At 45.2% G+C, this 14,634-nt stretch carries 17 protein-coding genes; 8 read left to right on the top strand and 9 right to left on the bottom strand.

Translation table 11 applies throughout. The features are described 5' to 3' along the window. Nucleotides 1–64 precede the first annotated feature (64 nt). The gene (locus Q4549_RS11270) at nt 65–601 is read right to left on the bottom strand and encodes a type II secretion system protein (RefSeq protein WP_303551492.1); all 537 of its coding nucleotides are present in this window, start codon (nt 599–601) and stop codon (nt 65–67) included. A 78-nt stretch (nt 602–679) separates the two neighbouring features. On the opposite strand from Q4549_RS11270, the gene Q4549_RS11275 reads away from it, so the two are divergent. Next, nucleotides 680–988, top strand: a complete 309-nt coding sequence (locus Q4549_RS11275) for a DUF1272 domain-containing protein (protein ID WP_303551490.1) — start codon at nt 680–682, stop codon at nt 986–988. Between the two features lie 113 nt (nt 989–1,101). Further along, nucleotides 1,102–1,836 (top strand): tRNA (guanosine(46)-N7)-methyltransferase TrmB, encoded by a 735-nt coding sequence (trmB, locus tag Q4549_RS11280; RefSeq protein ID WP_303551488.1) that lies wholly within the window; start codon nt 1,102–1,104, stop codon nt 1,834–1,836. A gap of 8 nt (nt 1,837–1,844) precedes the next feature. Here trmB and hemW read toward each other — a convergent pair whose 3' ends face one another. From hemW to Q4549_RS11315, 7 genes are all read right to left on the bottom strand, one after another. Continuing rightward, nucleotides 1,845–2,993, bottom strand: a complete 1,149-nt coding sequence (hemW, locus tag Q4549_RS11285) for a radical SAM family heme chaperone HemW (RefSeq protein ID WP_303551485.1) — start codon at nt 2,991–2,993, stop codon at nt 1,845–1,847. Next, entirely contained in the window at nt 2,987–3,586 is a 600-nt protein-coding gene (rdgB, locus tag Q4549_RS11290) for an RdgB/HAM1 family non-canonical purine NTP pyrophosphatase (RefSeq protein WP_303551481.1), read from the bottom strand. The genes hemW and rdgB overlap by 7 nt, the downstream gene beginning before the upstream one ends. A 101-nt stretch (nt 3,587–3,687) precedes the next feature. Then, nucleotides 3,688–4,122, bottom strand: coding sequence for a DUF4426 domain-containing protein (locus Q4549_RS11295; protein WP_137674190.1), 435 nt, complete (start codon nt 4,120–4,122; stop codon nt 3,688–3,690). A gap of 58 nt (nt 4,123–4,180) precedes the next feature. After that, on the bottom strand, nt 4,181–4,471 hold the full coding sequence (gene yggU, locus Q4549_RS11300; protein WP_303512326.1) for a DUF167 family protein YggU: 291 nt from the start codon (nt 4,469–4,471) through the stop codon (nt 4,181–4,183). Then, nucleotides 4,472–5,017: a YggT family protein gene (locus Q4549_RS11305; RefSeq protein WP_303512327.1), complete on the bottom strand. Its 546-nt coding sequence runs from the start codon at nt 5,015–5,017 to the stop codon at nt 4,472–4,474. It lies immediately after the preceding gene. A gap of 17 nt (nt 5,018–5,034) precedes the next feature. Beyond that, on the bottom strand, nt 5,035–5,856 hold the full coding sequence (gene proC / locus Q4549_RS11310) for a pyrroline-5-carboxylate reductase (protein ID WP_303551478.1): 822 nt from the start codon (nt 5,854–5,856) through the stop codon (nt 5,035–5,037). A 24-nt stretch (nt 5,857–5,880) separates the two neighbouring features. Next, nucleotides 5,881–6,579 (bottom strand): YggS family pyridoxal phosphate-dependent enzyme, encoded by a 699-nt coding sequence (locus Q4549_RS11315; RefSeq protein WP_303551475.1) that lies wholly within the window; start codon nt 6,577–6,579, stop codon nt 5,881–5,883. Nucleotides 6,580–6,604: 25 nt separating this feature from the next. On the opposite strand from Q4549_RS11315, the gene Q4549_RS11320 reads away from it, so the two are divergent. From Q4549_RS11320 to Q4549_RS11335, 4 genes are all read left to right on the top strand, one after another. Beyond that, nucleotides 6,605–7,639 carry a type IV pilus twitching motility protein PilT gene (locus tag Q4549_RS11320; protein ID WP_137674185.1) on the top strand — a complete coding sequence of 345 codons (1,035 nt, stop codon included), beginning with the start codon at nt 6,605–6,607 and terminating at the stop codon, nt 7,637–7,639. Nucleotides 7,640–7,647: 8 nt separating this feature from the next. Further along, entirely contained in the window at nt 7,648–8,766 is a 1,119-nt protein-coding gene (locus Q4549_RS11325) for a PilT/PilU family type 4a pilus ATPase (RefSeq protein WP_303551472.1), read from the top strand. An 18-nt stretch (nt 8,767–8,784) separates the two neighbouring features. Beyond that, the gene (yaaA, locus tag Q4549_RS11330) at nt 8,785–9,564 is read left to right on the top strand and encodes a peroxide stress protein YaaA (protein ID WP_303551469.1); all 780 of its coding nucleotides are present in this window, start codon (nt 8,785–8,787) and stop codon (nt 9,562–9,564) included. 665 nt (nt 9,565–10,229) lie between these two features. After that, complete coding sequence (locus tag Q4549_RS11335) at nt 10,230–10,970, top strand: OmpA family protein (protein WP_303551467.1); 741 nt, start codon at nt 10,230–10,232, stop codon at nt 10,968–10,970. A 65-nt stretch (nt 10,971–11,035) separates the two neighbouring features. On the opposite strand, the gene srmB is transcribed toward Q4549_RS11335, so the two are convergent. Then, nucleotides 11,036–12,292, bottom strand: coding sequence for an ATP-dependent RNA helicase SrmB (srmB, locus tag Q4549_RS11340; protein ID WP_303551465.1), 1,257 nt, complete (start codon nt 12,290–12,292; stop codon nt 11,036–11,038). A 145-nt stretch (nt 12,293–12,437) separates the two neighbouring features. Between srmB and Q4549_RS11345 the strand changes: the two genes are divergently transcribed. Both Q4549_RS11345 and brnQ read left to right on the top strand, forming a co-directional pair. Beyond that, nucleotides 12,438–13,112, top strand: a complete 675-nt coding sequence (locus Q4549_RS11345) for a tRNA1(Val) (adenine(37)-N6)-methyltransferase (RefSeq protein WP_303551462.1) — start codon at nt 12,438–12,440, stop codon at nt 13,110–13,112. Nucleotides 13,113–13,243: 131 nt separating this feature from the next. Beyond that, the gene (gene brnQ, locus Q4549_RS11350; RefSeq protein WP_303551460.1) at nt 13,244–14,551 is read left to right on the top strand and encodes a branched-chain amino acid transport system II carrier protein; all 1,308 of its coding nucleotides are present in this window, start codon (nt 13,244–13,246) and stop codon (nt 14,549–14,551) included. Nucleotides 14,552–14,634: the final 83 nt, after the last annotated feature.

Here is a 14,634-nt window from a genome sequence, read left to right on the forward strand (position 1 = left end):
GTCCTTTAATGTATTCAAGCTTAGTGTAATAGATATCTGTGGGATGATGAAGCTGCGGTTTGCTTTAACAATCACTGGTTTTTACCGTTACGCTAGGTCCGCTACCATTTTCTTGATTGGTATAAAGCACATGACAATTAAAGAACACACTCTTACTCGCTAAGTCTTCAGAAAAGAAAATATAGATATGATTAAACGCGGTGGATTTATCTATAAAAAAGGGGGCAGCATCGTTGTTAGCGGTAATGGTGGTTAGTGCTACAGAGTCGATGCTTAGCCAAGCCTGTATTTGTCGATTCAGCTCTTCAAAGCTGTCTGTTCCCTCTACGGCAGGATGACCATTGTAAATAGGTAAAGGCGTGCCAAGGTAGTTGATTTGCTGATTACCAATGGCTTTATTTTCCAGTGCTGCCTCTGTGTAAACCAGTCTCAGGCCTTCTTGCATAGAGCCGCCGATGGTGTTGAGTACTGCAGCTTTGCCATCGGTTTTAAGGTTGATAAGTTTAGGCACTGCCACCACCGCAATAATGGCAAGAATCACAATCACCATTACTAGTTCAATCAGGGTGAAGCCAAATTGCTGTTGCCTAAAGCTTGCCATCAATAGTGTTGTATCCAATATGTTTATAAAGCCGTTTCTTGTTCTATTATAGATACTCAATAACGAATAGGAGTGACTATGCTGGAATTACGTCCGTGCTGTGAGTGTTGTGAAGTACCATTACCTGCCGATGCTAGCAACGCAATGATTTGCTCTTTTGAGTGCACTTTTTGTGTGGAATGCGTGGAGACCCACTTAGATAATGTTTGCCCTAATTGCGGCGGTGGTTTTACTGCGCGGCCTATTCGGCCTAAGCACGATTGGGTAAACGGCAATAGTGTCACCAATTATCCCGCTAGCACAGAGCGGGTCGTTAAGCCGGTAGACCCGCTGATTCAGCAGGCATTAGTCACGCGCTTGGCGGGTAGATTACCTGAACAACGCTAGAACAAATCTTAAGGACTCGCGCGTGCAAAGCTTGCACAACTGCGAGATCTTTGGATAATGCCAGCCCTGTTCTACATTTAGAATGTCACTGTAATATCTAGTCTGGAAATATCATGAGCGAGCAAGACCAAAATCCAACTCCTGAGGCACCTCAAGAGCAAGTAGAAGACAAACGTTTACGTAAGATTCGTAGTTTTGTTAAACGCGAAGGCCGTTTAACCAAACGCCAAGAGAATGCGCTAAGCGAATTTTGGCCTATGTTAGGCTTGGATCATCAGGCAAGCAACTATTCGCTTGAGGCGGTATTTGGTCGCAACGCTAAAACGGTACTAGAAATTGGCTTTGGTATGGGCGCATCGTTGGTTGAAATGGCTAAAAACGCACCAGACACCAACTTTATTGGCATTGAAGTGCACCGCCCTGGCGTAGGCGCTTGTATGGCTGATGCCATTGACGCTGAGATTAAAAACCTGCGTGTATTTGAACACGACGCCGTAGAAATCTTGAATGATAGTATTGCTGATAACAGCCTAGATACTGTGCAATTGTTCTTCCCTGATCCGTGGCATAAATCTCGCCATCATAAACGCCGTATTGTGCAATTAGAGTTTGTAGAAGTGCTGCGCAAAAAGCTAAAAGTTGGCGGTGTGTTCCACATGGCGACCGATTGGGAAAACTATGCAGAGCATATGTTGGAAGTGATGCAAGCGGCTCCAGGTTATAAAAACACCTCAGAAACCAATGATTACGTGCCACGCCCAGAATGGCGCCCATTAACCAAGTTTGAAAACCGCGGCCACCGTTTAGGCCACGGCGTGTGGGATTTAATCTTCGCTAGAGAAGCCTAAGCCTATCCTTAATCGGTAAAGCAATTAAGAAGGTCGTTTAGAAATAAACGGCCTTTTTTTGTCACTATCCAATAGTGCTCATTTTCTTCCAATAAGCTTTGCTGCTTGGCATCGCTTAATGAAGATTCAAGCGTATCCAGCCCTAAGCCCGTTAGGTTTTCAAATTCGGCCTTAGGAATATCTTCAAACAAACGTAAACGATTTAGAAAGTACTCAAAGGCTAAGTCGCCAGGTTCCACAGCCCATTGCTTAAACAAAAAATCGCGGTCGTGTTCCAGGTAGCCTTTAGGGTGTTTTACTTTTTCGGTTCTAAGCAAACGCTGGCCAGTTAAGTCACTTAGTTTGCCATGAGCGCCACAGCCTATACCAAGGTAATCGCCAAAGCGCCAGTAATTGAGGTTGTGTTGCGAGCGATCATCATCGCGGCAATACGCCGATACTTCGTATTGATTAAAACCCGCTTGCTGTAATTGCTGGTGGCCTTGTTCATAAATATCCCAGAGTAAATCTTCGTTAGGCAATTTAGGCGGGCGTGAAGCAAAAGCGGTGTTGGCTTCAATGGTTAGTTGATACCAAGACAAATGGCTTGGGCCAAGGGCAAAAGCTTGCTGTAGGTCTTGCATGGCTTGCTCAAGCGTTTGATTAGGTAAGCCATGCATTAAATCTAGGTTAATCCGTTTAAAGCCCGCTTGCTGGGCAAACTCAAAGGCACGAATCGCTTCATCACCGTTATGGATGCGGCCTAGTTTGTCTAAGTGTTGTTGCTGAAAACTTTGTACACCAATTGATAAGCGATTGACGCCAGCTTGAAAATAGCCAGCAAAACGATCGGCTTCTGCAGTGCCTGGGTTGGCTTCCATGGTGACTTCAGTGTTAGGGCTGAGGACTAAGCGCTGCTTTACACCATTAAGTAAATCACTAATCGCTTGAGCGGAAAGCAAACTAGGAGTGCCACCGCCAATAAAAATACTGTGTAATTCTCGCCCTTGCATGGCAGGGAAGCGTTGTAAATCTTGGTCTAAATCAGCCAGCAAGGCTTGAATGTACTCTTTCTCGGGCAGGTTTTGCTTTAAGCCGTGGGAATTAAAATCGCAATAGGGGCATTTTTGCACGCACCAAGGCACGTGCACATACAAACTTAGCGCAGGGCTTAGCATGCTTCTATTTCCATTTGCGTAAGCAACTGGCGTAATGCCTTGCCGCGATGGCTTAAGGCATTTTTATCGGCTTTACTAATTTGCGCAGAAGTTGCTTGGTGTTGCTCAACCCAAAACACAGGGTCATAGCCAAACCCGCCAGCACCATGAATATCTGTGGTAATTGTGCCACGCCACTTGCCATGACAAATTAGCGGGGCAGGGTCTTCGGCATGGCGTAGATACACCAATACACAATGAAACTCAGCGCCGCGTTGGTTGCTGGGCACATCTTTCAATGCTTCAAGCAGTTTAAGTACATTGTCGTGGTCGTTTGCATTCGCGCCAGCATAGCGAGATGAGTACAAGCCTGGCGCACCATTTAGATAATCTACGGCTAACCCTGAGTCATCAGCAATGGCTGCAAGGCCAGTGATTTTGGCAGCATGACGGGCTTTGATGATGGCATTTTCTACAAAGGTAGTGCCGGTTTCGTCTGCGTCTTCAACTGCAAATTCACTTTGGGCAATAATCTGTTTTTGCAGCGGTTTGAGTAGCTCAGAGAGCTCGGCAACTTTGCCGGGGTTACCGGTGGCCAGTACAACTTTTTGCATGAAGGTTCCTATAAAGTAGCGATGCTTGAAGAATGGAGATAGTGGCTTAAAATCTTTCGCCCTAATGATGACTTTAGGGCGAAACCTAGCCAGAAAAACGTTTAGTCAACGTAAAACTTTTGCTGAAACTCGAGGGTTTGCTGGCGTTTTCCATCATCTACAATCACTTTAAAGCGAAAGGTTTCTTCATTACTGTGGCGCAATTCGGCGATGTAATACACCGATTCACCTTCGCGAATTTCTTTAAATTCTAGATTGGTTTGATTGCCAATTAAGTTGCGCGCTGTGCCTGATATTTTCACGGCGACTGGCTTTTTATCAGCCGATTTACCATCCAATACCGTAATGTTGATTAGGCCGTTATAGCGGCTGCGTTGCAGGCCATATACTTTGGCGACTTCTGCGGGAATAAAAGTAGAATTAAATGCCACGTAATGGACTTCGTAATCACCCAATACTACCTTTTGTTCCGCGCGGCTAGGCAGGGTAAACAACATCAAACTTGAGATTAAGCTTATTAATAAAAACTTACTCATAATGGCGACCTTTTAAACAAATATGGTTTTAGTATAGAAAGAATGTAGCTAACAAAAGTTACATCAACTTGGCAATTATCTCGGGAATAATAGTGGGGTTGCTTACGCTCACCGTTTTATGTCTCCCCAGTTCGCCCCGTATAATGCTCACTTGAGACTTAGCCACTTTGCATTGCTTGGCTAAATACTTGGCGAGGTGCTGATTAGCTTTACCATCAATGGGTGGGGCGGTAATGGCAATTTTTAACTCTTCGCCATGTAAACCTACAATGGCATCTCGGCTGGCCTTGGGTTGCACGTAAACCTGCAAAAGCAGGCTTACGTCATCATAACTAACCGGGCTGGCCAATTATAGAGAGCTCCAAAACGGTACCCAACCAGCAATTAGCAAGTTAAGAAAGTTAAGCCCAATAAACAACACTAATACTGATAAATCTAAACCACCAATCGATGGAAGTATTCGGCGAATTGGCGACAGTAGCGGTTCGGTTAACTGGCCTAATACATATTCAACCGGGCTTCTACCTTGGCTTACCCAGCTTAAAATAGCACGCAGTAACAATACCCAGAATAGCAGCATACCAGCTTCTTTTAAGGTGCTGAACAACGCTAGAATGGCTACTGCAGTGATTTCAAATCCACCGCGAAGTTGCATCAAAATCGCCCATTTAGCAAAAGAGATCACTAAGGCTAAAAATACTGCTGCCCAATCTACTCCGGCAAAACCGGGAATGATTCGACGCAATGGCACTACCACAGGGTTAGTAACTTTAACCACAAATTGGCTGAGTGGGTTGTAGAAATCGGCACGAGCCAATTGCAGCCATACACGTAACAACACCACCATTAAGTAGAGGTTGAATACAACTTCAATTAAGTAACTAGACGCTTGCATAGGATCCTCTGATTAAATTAAAACAAACTTTCCATTTCACGACCGCGTTCTACCGCAGCGTTCATGGCGTTGGCAACCACTTCTCGTAAACCTTGTTCTTCAAAAATTCGAACCGCCTCGGCAGTGGTACCACCTTTAGAAGTAACATTGGCCCGAAGTGTCGCTAAATCAAGGTCTGGGTTTGCTGCAACCAGTTCGGCACTACCTAAGGCTGATTGTTGCACTAAGCTTCTGGCTTGCTCTGGGCTAAAGCCAAGTTGCTCAGCATGCTGTTGCATGGCTTCCATAAACATGAAGAAATAGGCTGGAGCACTACCTGCCGCAGCAATAATGTGGTTAATGTCGTCTTCTTGCTTCACCCAGCAGGTTTCGCCTACTGCTTGCATTAGCTGTTCTGCAGCGGCGATTTGCTCGGCACTTACGTCGCTAGGGGCGTATAAACCGGTCATGCCGCGGCCAACTAAAGCGGGAGTATTAGGCATGGTGCGAACAACGGCTACCTGCTCACCTAACAAACCTTTTAAGCGTTGTACGCTAATACCAGCGGCAATTGATACAAACAGCTTACTGCTCAGGTCTATACCTAAGTCGGCGATAGCCTGACAAACAACCGCCATAAGCTGCGGTTTAACGGCTAACACAATAACATCACTTTGGTTTATGGCTTGGCCATTATCACCGGTAACATTTACAGAAAACTGCTGCTGAAGCTTTTGCTGTTGTTCAACATTGGGATCGCTAGCGGTAATGTCGCCAGCATTTGCGCCGTTGGCAATTAGGCCGCCAATTAAACTGCTGGCCATGTTACCGCCACCAATAAACGCAATTCGAGCTGTCATGTTGTATTCCTTTATTCGTAAAAGTTAGCTTCGTTGGCCAAAGATAGCACTGCCGACCCGCACCATGGTGCTGCCGTTATTGATGGCTAGCTGCATATCGCCGCTCATCCCCATGGAAAGGGTATCGACACTAGCATACTGGCTTTGCAATTCAGCATATTTTTTGGCCATTGCGGCAAATTGTTGCGCAAGCTCTTGGCCTTGATTCAAATTTTGTGGAATGGCCATTAAACCGCGCAAACACAGCTGTGGCTGTTGCGATATGTGTGCAGCCAAATGATTAACATCTTCTAGACTCACTCCTGATTTGGCTTGCTCTCCGCTAATATTAACTTGAATACATACTTGTAGCGGTGCCATGTTGCTAGGGCGTTGAGCGGCTAGGCGGTCGGCGATTTTGGCGCGATCTAGTGTTTGCATCCAATCGAAATGTTCTGCGACCAAGCGGGTTTTATTGGATTGTAAGGGACCAATAAAATGCCATTCAATGGGATCGTTTAGCCACGCTTGTTGCTGGCTAAGGTTTATTTTGTCCACGCCTTCTTGAACGTAGTTCTCGCCAAACTTGCGCTGGCCAGCTTGATAAGCGGCAGCAATGTCACTCAAAGGCTTGGTTTTACTAACGGCTAATAAATCAACAGCATCACTGGGGCGATGTGCTTGAGCTAACGCTTGCTGAATTTCGTGGTTAACAAATTGAAGTGCTTGGGTAATACTGCTCATAGTCTCACATTGAGGAAACAATTAAATGGATGTTACTGAATTACTGGCCTTTAGTGTAAAACATAACGCGTCGGATCTACACCTATCTGCTGAATTACCACCAATGATTCGAGTTGATGGCGAAGTGCGTAAAATTAATATGCCAGCATTAGAGCATAAACAAGTACACAGCTTGATTTATGACATTATGAACGACAAGCAGCGTAAAGAGTACGAAGAAAACTTAGAGATCGATTTCTCGTTTGAAGTGCCAAGTGTTGCTCGCTTCAGGGTAAATGCTTTTCAACAAAGCCGCGGTGCAGCAGCAGTGTTTCGTACCATTCCCTCGGAAGTATTGAATTTAGACCAATTGGGCGCGCCTGCTATCTTTCGCCAAATTGCAGATCACCCTCGTGGTTTAGTTTTGGTCACCGGCCCTACTGGTTCGGGTAAATCAACGACCTTGGCGGCGATGATTGATTATGTGAATGAGCAACGCCACGAGCATATTTTGACGATTGAAGACCCTATCGAATTTGTACACAAAAACAAAAACTGTTTGATTAACCAGCGTGAAGTTCACCGTGATACGCACAGCTTTAACAACGCCTTACGTTCGGCGCTGCGTGAAGATCCCGATATTATTCTGGTGGGTGAATTACGTGATTTGGAAACCATTCGCTTAGCGCTTACCGCGGCCGAAACCGGTCACTTAGTATTTGGCACCTTGCACACTACCTCGGCGGCTAAAACCATTGACCGTGTGATTGATGTATTCCCAGCGGCTGAAAAAGACATGGTTCGTTCAATGTTGTCTGAATCATTACGTGCAGTAATTGCGCAAACCCTGCTTAAAAAACTAGGTGGCGGCCGTGTTGCAGCCCATGAAATTATGATTGGTATACCAGCCATTCGTAACTTGATTCGAGAAGATAAAGTGGCGCAAATGTACTCGGTAATTCAAACCGGTATGGCACATGGCATGCAAACCCTTGATCAAAATCTTAAAGAGTTAGTGAACCAAGGCATGGTGTCATATGAAGACGCTAAGCTTAAAGCAGCTGACGCAAATAACTTTTAGGAGTCACCATGTTTATTGATGAACTACTGAGTGATATGTCGGAGCGTAAAGCCTCCGATTTATACTTATCGGTTGGCGTTCCTCCTAGCGCAAAAGTGAGTGGTCGCTTAACACCGTTAAGCGAGCATAAGCTCATGCCTGAAAATGTTATGGAAATGCTGGCGACCATTCGCACGCCTGCTCAAATTGAGGCATTCGAAAGCGGACGAGAGGCTAACTTTGCTATCGCCCGTAAAGGTTTGGGCCGTTATCGTGTGAGCGCATTTTTTCAGCGCGAACAGCCAAGCATGGTGATTCGTAGAATTGAAACCGATATTCCTAGCTTTGAGCAGCTTCAACTGCCACAAATTCTTAAAGAAGTGGGAATGTCTAAACGTGGTTTGATTCTGTTTGTAGGGGCAACTGGTGCCGGTAAATCGACTACTCAGGCGAGCATGATTGATTACCGCAACCACAATTCTAGTGGGCATATTCTTACCATTGAAGACCCAGTGGAATTCATGCACAAACATGCTGGTTGTATTGTTAATCAGCGAGAAGTGGGCATTGATACGCCGTCGTTTGAAGAAGCGTTGAAAAACTCGTTGCGCCAAGCGCCTGACGTTATTCTTATTGGTGAGATCCGTACTCGTGAAACCATGGAATTTGCCCTGCAGTTCTCTGAAACCGGCCATTTATGTATGGCGACCTTGCACGCCAACAACGCCAACCAAGCTTTAGACCGGATTATGCACCTTGTGCCTGAAGAGCGTCATCGCCAGTTGTGTTTTGATTTGTCTTTTAACTTGCGAGCAATTGTGGCGCAGCAGTTAGTGCCAACCAAAGATGGTAATGGGCGCCGTGGTGTATTTGAGATCCTGCTTAACACCCCATTGGCTGCAGATTTAATTCGTAAAGGCGACATGCATAAACTGAAAGAGCTCATGACTAAGTCGCGTGAACAGGGCATGTTAACCTTTGACCAAAGCTTGTTTGAACTCTATGAATCGGGTGTGATTGGCTATGCCGAGTCAATTGCGCACGCAGATTCGCCAAACGATTTACGCTTGATGATTAAATTGCATGGCTCTGAAAAATCGAATAACTTAGATGGCGGAATGTTAGATGGGGTAACCATCGATTTTTAAGGTCATTAAAGGAGCATTATGTTAGCCGTTATTTCACCCGCTAAAACCTTAGATTTTAGTTCAGAGTTAGCCAAGCAATCGCATACTCGCCCGGAGTTGTTAGAGCATAGTGCTGAGCTAATTGATGTGGCTAGGCAGTTAAGCCCGGCTGACATCTCTAGCTTGATGAAAATTAGCGATAAACTTGCGGGGTTAAATGCGGCTCGATTTGCTGAATGGAGCACTGAGCTACCGCAAGACTTGGCTCGCCAGGCTATTTTTGCGTTTAAAGGCGACGTTTATACTGGGTTAGATGCTGCCAGCTTAAGTGGCAAACAGCTGGATTATGCTCAGCAGCATTTACGTATATTGTCGGGTTTATATGGTTTGTTACGCCCGCTTGATTTGATGATGGCTTATCGCTTAGAAATGGGCATAAAGCTGGCCAATGCTCGCGGTACTAATTTGTATCAGTTTTGGGGTGACATTATCACCAACAAGTTAAACCAGGCTTTAGCTGAACAAGGTGACAATGTGCTGGTGAACTTGGCGTCAAATGAGTACTTTAAGGCAGTAAAAACCAAGCAACTTGATGGCACGGTGATTACGCCGGTCTTTAAAGATCAAAAAAACGGCCAATACAAAATCATCAGCTTTTACGCGAAAAAAGCGCGTGGTTTAATGGCTCGCTACATGTTCGATAAGCAGGTGACTAGCTTGGAACAATTGAGTGATTTTGATTACCAGGGTTACTACTTTGATGAAGCGAGCTCTGATGCCAGCACTCTCGTGTTCCTGCGCGATGAAGCCCAGCAATAGTCATTCTCTTTTTTAGATGATAAAGCCTCATTTCGATGGGGCTTTTTTATACGTAAATCTTTACGGCGCCTCGCGAACATAGGTGAACTGTTTACACTAAGGTTCAGTTTAACCAAGCTCGCGCCTATTGTTTGTAGTGTTCTCCAGTCCATAATTTTCTCTGAAGCCCTATCTGCAAATTAGACAAACTCGTTATTCGTTATTCGTTATTCGCCATAAGGTAGTTATGCGTGGTATTAGGTGGGGCTACATTTTCGCGCTAATTTGTAAACCGGTGATAGTACTTAGCTAGATGTAGGGCTGCGTTAGTTGGCGGGGATTACACGGTAGAAGAATGCTTCAGCAAGGTGTCGCCAACCCCTTTTAGATATTAATGAATTGTTATTTGCTTACTGTTGTTTTGACTTCGCTTATGATCTACGCAGCCGCTCTGCTACTGTTGTAAGCCCTGATGGCGAGTCGCTAAAGACCTCTGTTGGAGTTAGTTTATCGACTTAACAAAACCACCTTATTGATTTTAACCTTAAATTCACTTGAGCTTTTACTCCAGCCCTGCCAATATCAAAAGTAGCGGCCGGAGAGCAGCTTTTTTTGGTAAATAACTGACTTATTTTTTACTCAAGGTAATCGACAAGAATCGTCGAGCAAGGCCATATGGAGATAATATGAAAAATAAGATTGCAGTGATATTGGCGCTAGTTGGCGCAACCACCTTGGCAGGGTGTTCAAGTCCTCCTGAAGGAGATGTTAGAGTATTGTGCCCCATTATTGGCGGCGCGTTTGGTTCTGTTGCTGGCGGGGGAGGCATGGTTGGTGGTGTTATCGCCGGTGCCTTAATATGTTCAAACCCTGATTTAGACGGCGACGGCGTGGCCAACAGTATTGATGAGTGTCCAGACACGCCTGCTGGTGCAAAAGTTGATGAACGTGGCTGTGAAATTGTAGAAGAAGTTATCGTTGAAGAAATTGTTGTTGAGGAAGTCGTCATTGAAGAAGTCGCGGTAGTGGCTGTTGCAGCAGCGGTTTTAATCCCCGAATCTTGTGAGCAATATGTGTTGATTGAAGACAATAAAATAATGAGCTTTGAACACATTTTGTTTGGCTTTAATAAAGATGAATATCATCACGACGAGCAACATAAAGTTGAGTGTATTGCTAAAACCGTGATTGCCAATGACCTCAAAATTGATGCGGTTGGCTATACCGATAACATTGGTGACCCAGGTTACAATATAGAATTAAGTAATCGCCGTGCTCATAACGTGGGTGTAGCGTTATTGGCTGCCGGTGTCACTAGGGATGCTGCCGTTGAAGAGGGTAAAGGTATTGCCGCTCCCATTGCTAGTAATGCAACTGAAGAAGGACGCGCGCATAACCGAAGAGTGGAAGTACGCGTATACCATTAACATTACTGCTCTCTTAAATACAAAAAGCCACGCATAGCGTGGCTTTTTTAGTGGCTGGCTAAGGCTTACTTTTTGGCTTTTTTGGCCAGCTTTTTAGCTCGTCCCTTGGCCTTCTTCTTAGCCGCTTTTTTAGCCTCTACTGTTTTTGGCTTTTTCTTCTTGGCTGGCGGCGCTGCAACACGATGTGTCGGGCGCAAGCTGTCAATCACGCGGCGTTTAATCGGTTCATCGGTATAGCGCTCTGCTTTGGCTAACGCACCCATATCATGCGCTTCGATTAGGTTTACAGCCATGCCTTTACGACCTGCGCGAGCGGTACGGCCAATGCGGTGTACATATACGTCTGGTGTGCGAGGCATGTCGTAGTTAAATACGTGGCTAATCTCTGGCACATCTAAGCCGCGGGCTGCAACATCAGTGGCAATAAGGATCTTCACTTCGCCATCACGGAAGGCTTGCATCGCTTGGTTACGTTTGTCTTGAGCCATTTCACCGCGTAAGTAAGAGGCTTTAATGTCGTCACTTTGTAGTTGCTCCGCTAGCGCATATAGGCGGTCACGGGTTTTTACAAAAACCACACAACGCTCGATTTCTTCGTTGAGTAGGTAATGACTTAATAATTGGTATTTGTGGGCGGCATCATCGCAAAAGTGCAATATTTGATGAATTTTAGCGCGTTCTCGACGCGGTGAATCTACTTCAATTTGCTCAGGGTCTTCCATTACTTTTTCAGCAAAACGTAACAAACCTGAACCTTCTAACGTGGCAGAGAATAGCGCGGTTTGGCCTCGTTCACTGGTTGCATCACTAATGGTTTCCATGTCTTTAATGAAGCCCATATCGAGCATGCGGTCGGCTTCATCAAGAATGAGAACTTCAATGGCTTGGGTATCAAACACCTTGTAGGTGATGTACTCCATTAACCGGCCCGGCGTGGCAATAACGATATCAATGTTGCCTTTAAGCTGCTCGGCGTGTACATCGTATTTCACTCCACCGGTAATATCGATGGTAGTCAGATTGGTGTGAGCAGTGGCTAAACGCGCCTGCTCGGCAACCTGCATAGCAAGTTCGCGAGTAGGGGTTAAAATCAGTACTCGTCCTGGGCCTGCTTTACGGCGCGGGTAATCGAGCAAGTGCTGAATAGCCGGCAGTAAAAATGCCAAGGTTTTACCTGTGCCTGTAGGGGCGCTAGCCAATACATCTCGACCATCAAGCATAGCTGGGATCGTTTGCTGTTGGACCATCGTCGCTTTTTGCAAGCCCATGTCGCTTACAGCGGCTAATATTTGTGAGTCTAGGTCGAGGTCTTCAAAGGTCATAAATCTACCAAGTTGTCAGGCGCCATCGACTTGAACCAAAAGCGCGGGTCATTTACATTCGCGGCATAGTATAGCGCCAAACAGGGGCAAGCAAGAAGTGATCGAACACAATCAACGACTAGGTTTTACTTTTAAGCAGTTTCACGTGGCTCATGATCAAACCGCAATGAAGGTGGGAACCGATGGGATCCTGTTAGCTGCTTGGTCGCCTCTGCATAATATTAAGCGTGTTTTAGATGTAGGAACGGGCACTGGGCTGATTAGTTTAATCTTGGCCCAGCGATTGGCTGGTGAGGTGGTTATTGATGCCATCGATATCGAAGCCGATGCTTGTTCTCAAGCCCAACAAAACGTAGCACATAGTCCTTGGCCCTTGGTGGTTAATGTTCAATTACAAAGTATGCAAAATCATCAGAGCGCGCAGAGCTACGATTTGGTTATTTCTAACCCACCATATTTTTCGGCTGGGCAAGTGTTTGAAGAAAAACGCCAACAAGCTAGGCATAGCGGTAGTTTAAATGCGCAAGCGTTTTTTGCTGCGCTAGCAAAATTAGCCCATCAACACACTCAACTGGCGGTGATCCTACCTTGTGACGTGGCCGAGCAATGGCTGCGTTTAGCTGAATTGGATGATTGGCATTTAGCGAGGCGTGCTCAAGTTCATTCTTTCGCCAATAAGCCAGCTATTCGCAGTATGTTGTTGCTTACTAAATCACCGGTTTCGTGTTGCCAGCAAGAGCAAATTCTTATCTATCAACAAGATAAAAGCTACTCTACTCAGTTCGTTAATCTCTGTAGGTATTTGTACCTTAAAATGTGATTTTTGTTGGTGTTGAGTTGGATCAAATATCATTAATGTAGTTCGATATACTGGTTTTATGTTTAAAAGCCATGCTATATACTTCTCCGCTTAAAATTATAAATGATTGCAATCTACAACGAGGAATACACGTGACCAAAGCACTTGGATCATGGAACACAATTAGTTTAGGGATGATGGTATTTGCCTTCTTTTTAGGCGCGGGTAACTTAATTTTTCCACCTATGGCGGGCATGTTAGCAGGCGATAACTTGCTGTTATCAATGCTTGGCTTTTTAGTGACAGCGGTAGGTTTGCCATTGCTAGGCTTGTTGGCAATTGCCAAAGCTGGCGGTGGCATTGTTCATCTAGGTCGTTATTTGCCAAGTAAAGTGGCCAATGCTATCGCACTGGCTATTTATTTAGTGTTAGTGCCAATGTTTGGTATTCCTCGTACCTGTTTAGTGGCCTATGAGCTAGGTTTTGTACCTTTGGTAGAAAGCGCTAGCCAGCTAACCTTAATTGGCTACTCTCTGTTTTACTTTATTGCAGCACTATTCTTTATTTTACGTCGTGGCGGGCTGATCGACACCGTAGGTAAAATTATTACGCCGCTGTTGGTTATTTGTATCGCAGTGATTGGTGTGAGTGTATTTAGTGCTCCGTTTGCCGAAATCGCCTCGGCTCAACAAAACTTTGCTGACATGCCATTTGGTCAAGGCTTTATCGATGGTTACAACACCATGGATGCCTTGGCTGCCCTAATGTTTGGTGTATTGATGATTGATGCGCTAAATGGCAAAGGTGTATCGGGTAAGTCTGAGCAATTTGGTTACTTGGTTAAAGCCAGTTTAATTGCCGCGGTGGGTCTCACTCTATTTTATGTTGTGCTGTTCTACTTAGGCGCAACCGCTACTGGTGTAGCGCCAGAGGCTAAAAACGGTGGTGAAATCATTGTTGCCTATGTTGGCGTGCTATTTGGAGCCAAAGGACAGTTTTTATTGTCTACGGTGGTTGGCTTAGCCTGTTTCACCACCGCTATTGGTGGTATTTCTTCGTTTTCTACTTATGTGAGTGACAATACCAAAATCTCTTACAAGCTCACGGCTATTCTAACGGCAGCGTGTTGTGCGCTGGTTGCTAACATTGGTTTGAACCAACTATTGGTTGTGTCTATTCCTATTCTGATAGGTATTTATCCGGTTGCAGTAGCATTGATTGCCTTTAATCTATTAGTGGATTGGTTTAATCGCCCACAAATGGCGGCTCGTTTAATTATTGGTGTAGCCGCTATTTTTGGGGTACTGGATGCGATTAAAGCGGCAGGCGTAAATATGGATGCCTTTAACGTACTGCCTGGTTTCTCACAAGGTTTTGCTTGGTTACTACCCACTCTAGCAGCGGTAATGGTTAGCGTATTTGTTCGCGATAGCAAACAACAAGTGGTTGAAACCGCTTAATTGTTAAAGCGCTAGCAGCCCTGCTGGCGCTTTAGTTCTACTTATTCATCATAAAAAATCAACACAATCGGTTAGCTTACGAT

The organism is Agarivorans sp. 2_MG-2023, from assembly GCF_030548085.1.
In the GTDB taxonomy this organism is placed as follows: Bacteria; Pseudomonadota; Gammaproteobacteria; order Enterobacterales; family Celerinatantimonadaceae; genus Agarivorans.

Excerpts from the sequence above, each read along its gene's own strand:
- hemW (WP_303551485.1), bottom strand. The coding sequence starts at position 2,993 with ATGCTAAGCCCTGCGCTAAGTTTGTATGTGCACGTGCCTTGGTGCGTG.
- Q4549_RS11275 (WP_303551490.1), top strand. The coding sequence starts at position 680 with ATGCTGGAATTACGTCCGTGCTGTGAGTGTTGTGAAGTACCATTACCT.
- Q4549_RS11305 (WP_303512327.1), bottom strand. The coding sequence starts at position 5,017 with ATGCAAGCGTCTAGTTACTTAATTGAAGTTGTATTCAACCTCTACTTA.
- Q4549_RS11295 (WP_137674190.1), bottom strand. The coding sequence starts at position 4,122 with ATGAGTAAGTTTTTATTAATAAGCTTAATCTCAAGTTTGATGTTGTTT.
- trmB (WP_303551488.1), top strand. The coding sequence starts at position 1,102 with ATGAGCGAGCAAGACCAAAATCCAACTCCTGAGGCACCTCAAGAGCAA.
- Q4549_RS11320 (WP_137674185.1), top strand. The coding sequence starts at position 6,605 with ATGGATGTTACTGAATTACTGGCCTTTAGTGTAAAACATAACGCGTCG.
- yaaA (WP_303551469.1), top strand. The coding sequence starts at position 8,785 with ATGTTAGCCGTTATTTCACCCGCTAAAACCTTAGATTTTAGTTCAGAG.
- rdgB (WP_303551481.1), bottom strand. The coding sequence starts at position 3,586 with ATGCAAAAAGTTGTACTGGCCACCGGTAACCCCGGCAAAGTTGCCGAG.
- Q4549_RS11335 (WP_303551467.1), top strand. The coding sequence starts at position 10,230 with ATGAAAAATAAGATTGCAGTGATATTGGCGCTAGTTGGCGCAACCACC.
- Q4549_RS11315 (WP_303551475.1), bottom strand. The coding sequence starts at position 6,579 with ATGAGCAGTATTACCCAAGCACTTCAATTTGTTAACCACGAAATTCAG.
- Q4549_RS11325 (WP_303551472.1), top strand. The coding sequence starts at position 7,648 with ATGTTTATTGATGAACTACTGAGTGATATGTCGGAGCGTAAAGCCTCC.
- Q4549_RS11270 (WP_303551492.1), bottom strand. The coding sequence starts at position 601 with ATGGCAAGCTTTAGGCAACAGCAATTTGGCTTCACCCTGATTGAACTA.
- srmB (WP_303551465.1), bottom strand. The coding sequence starts at position 12,292 with ATGACCTTTGAAGACCTCGACCTAGACTCACAAATATTAGCCGCTGTA.
- proC (WP_303551478.1), bottom strand. The coding sequence starts at position 5,856 with ATGACAGCTCGAATTGCGTTTATTGGTGGCGGTAACATGGCCAGCAGT.